Below are 5,859 nucleotides of genomic sequence, written 5' to 3'. Positions count from 1 at the left end.
GCACCTCGATGCAGTCGGCGATCGCGTCCTTGGACAGCAGCATCCCGCCGACCACGCTCTGCTCCGCGTGCACGTCCTGCGGCGGCACCATGCCCTGGTGCACGACCAGCCCAGCCCGAGCAGGAAGAGACCGGCCGTCAGCAGCCCCGACCAGCCCTCCGGCGCACGCCCCGCCAGCACCGCCGCGGCGAGGAAGACGACCACGCCGGCGAGGATGACCGCCCGCTCGCCGATCCGGTCCACCAGCAGACCGGTGACCGGGGAGAACGCGTACATGCCCAGCACGTGGATGCTGATGACGAAGCCGACGAGCCGCAGCTCCGCGCCGCCGTGGTGCATGTGCAGCGGCGTCATCACCATCACGCCGACCATCACCGTGTGTCCGATCGCGACGGCGGCGAGTCCGAGCAAGGCGGCCGGGTAGGCGCGGATGACCCGAAGGCCCCGGAGCAGCGATCCATGGGTCTGGGTGTCGTCGCCGGCGTCGATCGCAGCACGTCGGGCGAGCAGGAGCGGGTCGGGCCGCAACCGGATCCACAGCAGCACACCGCCGAGGACGAAGCCGACCATGCTGAACACGAACGGCCCCACGAGCTCGGGGATGTCGAGTCCTCGGGCGAGCCGGCCGGCCGGGCCGATCAGGTTGGGCCCGAGGACCGCGCCGACCGTCGTCGCCCAGACCACGAGGGCGAGGGAGCGACCGCGGTGCTCCGGGCGCGCAAGGTCGGCCGCGGCATACCGGGCCTGGCTGTTGGACGCGGTGGCTGCCCCGAACAACGCGGTGGCGCACAACAACAGGAGGAAGGAGCCACGTATGCCGGCCAGGACCGCCAGTGCCGCGCCGAGGGTTCCGGTCGCATAACCCGCGACGAGGCCGGCGCGCCTGCCGCGGGCCGCCATGAGCCGTGCCATCGGGACGGTCAGGACGGCCGCTCCCAGGACCTGGGCGGTGTTGGCGAGACCGGCCAGGTCAGGGGACCCGAGCAGGTCCTCGGCGAGGATGCTGCCGACCGCGATACCGCTCGAGACGCCGACCCCGCCGAGCATCTGGCTCCCGACCAGGGTGCGGACCGTGCGTCGCTGCACCTGCACGACGTCGGGCGCGGTCGTGGGCACGGTTCGGGCGGCTGGCACGCGCCTCACCCTACGGGGGCGGGCGGCCAGAGCCACACCTGAATTTGCCGGTCACCGGCAGGTTCGGGCCCGGTGAAGCGGGACGGGAGTCCGTGGAACCGGCGTGCAGCCGCCGTGGATCTGCCCGGCCACACAGTCGTCGCGTGAACACCGATCACGACCCCCACCCACGCGACGGCATCGATCTCCCGGCAGCCCGCGGTCCGCGTCGAGGGCGACCAGCTGAGCGGTGGTGGCGCCCCCCCGGTGTTGGGCGAGCACGGCCAGCAGCGTCTGCGAGCGCTCACCGGCCACCGGGGTGCCGTTCCAGCACACGCGGTGGAGCATCGTGGGCAGGTTCGCTGCAACGTTTGCTGGCGAGAGGAACGGGGCAGATAACTGTCCGGGCGTCAGATGCCAACCGTTCAGGTCCACAGACCCCGGACGACGGGAGTATGCAATGTCAATGAAGGTCGAGGGCAGCGGCGTGGCCGCAGGCGATGACGTTCGCCTCAAAAAGGACTTCGGCACGATCGGGCTCCTCTTCACTGCGATCGGCTCCATCATCGGCTCCGGGTGGCTGTTCAGTTCGCTGCACGCCTCCGCGCAAGCCGGACCGGCCTCGATCATCTCCTGGATCGTCGGCACGATCATGTTCCTGTTCATCGGCCTCAGCTATGCCGAACTCGGCGTGATGTTCCCGCGCAGCGGTGGTGTCGCGCGGTACCCGCACTACGCGTGGGGCTCGTTCGCCAGCTACTCGTCGGGCTGGGTGACCTGGCTCTCCTGTGCGGCCGTCGCCTCGGTCGAGGTCTCGGCCGTGCTGACCTACGCCACGTCATACCTGCACTGGCTGGAGCACGACAACGCCACCCTCACCGGCGCCGGGTTGATCATCGCGATCGCGTTGATGGCGCTGTTCGTCGCGGTCAACTACCTCGGTGTCAGGTGGTTCGCGCGGATCAACAACGTGATGGTGTGGTGGAAGCTGGGCATGATGGTGCTGGTCATCGTCGCGGTGATCGTATCCGCATTCCACTTCACGAACTTCAGCCTCGACACCAAGGACGGCAACGGGTTCGCGCCCTATGGCCTGAAGAGCGCGTTCGAGGCGATCCCAGCCGCGGGTATCGCGTTCTCCTTCCTGGGCTGGCGGCAGGGCATCGAGCTGGCCGGTGAGACGAACAACCCCAAGCGGAACGTGCCGCTGACGCTGATCGGCTCGGTGCTGATCTGCGGCGTCCTCTACATCCTGCTGCAGATCGCCTTCATCGGCGCGCAGGACCCGTCGGCGCTGGCCGCACACGGCTGGCACGACGTCGGCAGCCTGATCAAGACCGGCAGCGACGCGGGCAACTTCAGCCCGCTGGCCACCCTCGCCACGGTCCTCGGCATGGGCTGGCTGGCCGGCCTGCTGTATGCCGACGCGTTCATCTCGCCCGGTGACACCGGGCTGATCTACACCGGCGTCACCGCCCGGATGTCGTATGCGATGGCCCGCAACAAGAACGCGCCGGCCGTGCTGGCGAAGGTCAACAACAACGGCGTGCCGTGGCCGAGCCTGATCCTCGCATGGATCGTGGGTTGTATCTTCTTCCTGCCGTTCCCGAGTTGGCAGGCGCTGGTCGGCATCGTCACCTCGCTGACCGTACTGTCCTTCGGCATCGGAGCGATCACACTGGTCACCTTCCGCAAGCAGGTCCCCGAGGTGGAGCGCCCCTACCGGTCCAAGGCACCGTGGGTCATCGTCTTCCTGGCGGTGCTGTCCAGCAACCTGATCATGTATTGGGCCGGTTGGGACCAGGTCTGGAAGATGATGTTGGCCGTGGTGCTCGGCTACGTGTTCCTGGGGATTTTCGAGCTCACGGATCGCGGCCCGAACCGTCGTGCCCCGCAGCTGGACTTCAAGCACGGCTGGTGGGTGCTGCTCTGGTTCGGCGGCATCACTGTGGTCAGCTACCTCGGCAGCTACTCCGGCGCGGCCGTGACCGATGCCGGCCAGGCGAACGTCTACGGGTTCGACGGCGGCATCATCGCCAACATCATCCTGACCATCATCGTGCTCGCGGTGGCGTGGTACTCCCAGCTACCGGGTGACAAGGTACGCCAGATCCTCGCGGAACCTGACGAGCCAGTGCAGGTCACAGGAGCCTGACCGAAGACCGTGTATGCACGGACGGAAGACGTCACCATCAAATTCCGATCAACTGATCGCAGGGTGGAGAAGACGAGCTGAGTGCGAGCGACGGACGGTGACTTCGGCCTCGGGCAGTGTTCGGGCCGGCCGGCTGGATCCAGTAGCCTCGTCCCCGCAGCAATCTCGTATGACGGCTGCGCCCCGCCCTCGTAGCTCAGGGGATAGAGCAACCGCCTCCTAAGCGGTAGGTCGCAGGTTCGAATCCTGCCGGGGGCACGCATGGTGAGGGGGCCGGAGGACGAGGGGCTTGCCGCGGTCAGCTCGGGCCCGCCGACGTGGGCACCGTGCGGCCGGGTTGTGGGCGCGATCGATGTCCACCAGAGTGGCGGCCATGACCACCTCGTCTCCCGTCACCCGTCCTTTCGGCGCCTGGCGCTCCCCGGTCAGTGCCGCGTCGGTGGCCGGGGACACCGTGGGCCTCGGTGCTGTGCGACTCGACGACGGCGACGTCTACTGGATCGAGTCGCGGCCCGGCGACGGCGGGCGCTCGGTGCTGGTCCGGTGCACCCCTGGCGGCGCACGGCAGGACGTCACACCCGGGCCCTACAACGTGCGCTCCCGCGTCCACGAGTACGGCGGCGGTGCCTACGCCGTCCGGCACGGGCTGGTCCTGTTCGTCAACTTCGTCGACCAGCGCGTCTACCGTCTCGACCGCGACGACCCCGCACCGCACGCGATCACGCCCGAGGGCACCCTGCGCTACGGCGACCTGCGGCTCGACACCGAGCGCGGGGTCGCCTACGCGGTGCGCGAGGACCACTCCGACCCACAGGCCGAGCCGGTCAACACGCTCGTGCGCCTTGACCTCGAGGGGCCGAACGGCGACGGCGGCACCGTCCTCGTCGGCGACACCGACTTCGTGGTGGGGCCGGAGCTCAGCCCCGACGGCACCCACCTCGCGTGGCTGCAGTGGGACCACCCCAACATGCCGTGGGACGACACCACGGTGTGGCTCGGAACCCTCGACGCGGCAGGCGACCTCACCGATCGGCAGATCTGGGCCGGTGCTCCCGGCCGGACGGTCGGCGAACCGCGTTGGGCGCCGGACGGGCGTCTCGTGCACCTCTCCGACCACACCGGCTTCGCCAACCTGTATGCCGGTGACCTCACCTCCCCGGAGTCGTCGGCGTCGCCGCTCCTGTCTCTGGATCGTGAGTTCGGGCAACCGCAGTGGCAGCTCGGCACCAGCACCTACGGGTTCACCGGCGACGGCCGCGTCGTGTGCACCTGGCTGGAGGACGGCTTCGCCCGGATGGGCCTGCTGGACCCGGCCGACGGGCAGGTGAGGTTGCTCGAGACCGGCGCCACGGCATACGGCTCGCTTGCCGTCGCCGCCGACCAGGTGGTCTTCATGGGCGGGTTCGTCGACGCGCCGTCTGCCGTGGTGCGGGTCAGCCTGGTCGACGGCTCGACCGAGGTGCTGCGCCGTTCCAGCGACGAACGGGTCGACCCTCGCTACCTCAGCCGGCCCGAACGGGTGTCGTGGCAGAACACCGATGGTGAGACCGTCCACGGCTTCTTCCACCGGCCGGCGAACGCCGACTTCACGGCCCCGGAAGGCGAGCTGCCCCCGCTCATCGTCTCCTCGCACGGCGGCCCCACCAGCATGGCGCCGCCGGCCTTCTCCCCCTCCGACCAGTACTGGACCAGCCGTGGGTTCGCGCTGCTGGAGGTCAACTACTCCGGCAGCACCGGCTACGGCCGCGCCTACCGCGAGCGGCTCAAGGGCCGCTGGGGCCTCGTCGACGTCGACGACTGCGCGACCGGCGCCGTGGCGATGGCGGACGAGGGACGGGTGGACCGCGCCCGGCTCGCCATCCACGGCGGAAGCGCCGGCGGATACACCACCCTCGCGGCGCTGACCTTCCGAGACGTCTTCGCGGCCGGGGCGAGCCACTTCGGCATCTCAGACCTCGCCGCCCTCGCCCGTGACACGCACAAGTTCGAGTCGCAGTACCCGACCGGCCTCGTCGGCCCCTACCCCGAGGCCAAGGACGCGTATGCCGCCCGCTCACCGATCGAGCACCTCGACCGGCTGGGCAGCCCGATGATCCTGCTGCAGGGCACCGAGGACGAGGTCGTCCCACGAGGCCAGGCCGAGCTGATGGCCGACGCGTTGCGGCGCAAGGGACTTCCGGTGTCGCTGGTCCTCTTCGAAGGTGAGGGCCACGGGTTCCGCAGGGCGGAGAACATCGTGGCCGCGCTCGAGGCGGAAGCGTACTTCTTCAGCCAGGTGCTCGGCTTCACGCTGGCCGACCCGGTGCCAGCGGTCCAGATCGACAACTTCCCGCCGCCGCGAACCGATACCTTGACCTGACCCGAGCAGGACGCAGACGATCCAGGACGACGAGGGAGGCTGGATGGACCTGCACGAGAAGGTCGCCTGGGTCGTGGGCGCCTCGAGCGGGATCGGGGCTGCGGTCGCCCGTGAGCTGCAGGCGCGCGGAGCGGTCGTGGCCGTCTCGGCCAGGAGGCAGTCCCAGCTCGAGGCGGTGGCCGAGGGCCGCATGCTCGTCGTCCCGGCCGACGTCACCGATGCCGCGGGCCTG

4 protein-coding genes and 1 tRNA gene are annotated in these 5,859 nt (G+C 69.7%); 4 read left to right on the top strand and 1 reads right to left on the bottom strand.

All coding sequences use genetic code 11. From position 1 onward, the window contains the following. The coding region (locus FRW57_RS16100) for an MFS transporter (RefSeq protein WP_238999459.1) at positions 1 to 1,134 on the bottom strand (1,134 nt) is incomplete at its 3' end. Between the two features lie 439 nt (positions 1,135 to 1,573). On the opposite strand from FRW57_RS16100, the gene FRW57_RS16095 reads away from it, so the two are divergent. The 4 genes from FRW57_RS16095 to FRW57_RS16080 form a co-directional block, all read left to right on the top strand. After that, positions 1,574 to 3,268: an APC family permease gene (locus FRW57_RS16095; protein WP_152186471.1), complete on the top strand. Its 1,695-nt coding sequence runs from the start codon at positions 1,574 to 1,576 to the stop codon at positions 3,266 to 3,268. Positions 3,269 to 3,453: 185 nt separating this feature from the next. Beyond that, a tRNA-Arg gene (locus FRW57_RS16090) sits at positions 3,454 to 3,526 on the top strand. A gap of 115 nt (positions 3,527 to 3,641) precedes the next feature. Then, the gene (locus FRW57_RS16085) at positions 3,642 to 5,627 is read left to right on the top strand and encodes a S9 family peptidase (protein ID WP_152186470.1); all 1,986 of its coding nucleotides are present in this window, start codon (positions 3,642 to 3,644) and stop codon (positions 5,625 to 5,627) included. 43 nt (positions 5,628 to 5,670) lie between these two features. Next, the coding region (locus FRW57_RS16080) for an SDR family NAD(P)-dependent oxidoreductase (RefSeq protein WP_152186469.1) at positions 5,671 to 5,859 on the top strand (189 nt) is incomplete at its 3' end.

Source organism: Segeticoccus rhizosphaerae (assembly GCF_009192725.1).
GTDB classification, from domain to species: domain Bacteria; phylum Actinomycetota; class Actinomycetes; order Actinomycetales; family Dermatophilaceae; genus Segeticoccus; species Segeticoccus rhizosphaerae.
Note: the sequence above shows the minus strand (reverse complement) of the source record. Positions and strands in the feature narration are given on the sequence as shown.